At 60.9% G+C, this 235-nt stretch carries 1 pseudogene; it reads left to right on the top strand.

Annotation, left to right across the window (positions count from 1 at the left end):
• Positions 1-235, top strand: a pseudogene (locus tag ACTRC3_RS11755) (translation initiation factor IF-2); the annotation flags it as partial.

Genomic DNA, 235 nt, shown 5'->3' with positions numbered 1-235 from the left:
TCTGGCCGACGCCTCCAACGCTATCATCATCGGCTTCAACGTCCGCCCCGACAATGTGGCGAAGGAAGAGGCTGCGGCCACCAAGGTCGAGATGCGGATGTACCGCGTCATCTACGACGCCATCAACGACGTCACCGACGCTATGAAGGGTATGCTGGCTCCCAAGTTCCGCGAGGTGTCTCTGGGCGAGCTGCAGGTCCGTCAGGTCTACAAGATCAGCAACGTCGGCACCGTC

The organism is Laedolimicola sp., assembly GCF_051972735.1.
GTDB lineage: Bacteria > Bacillota > Clostridia > Lachnospirales > Lachnospiraceae > Laedolimicola > Laedolimicola intestinihominis.
This window is presented reverse-complemented; position numbering and strand designations above follow the sequence as displayed.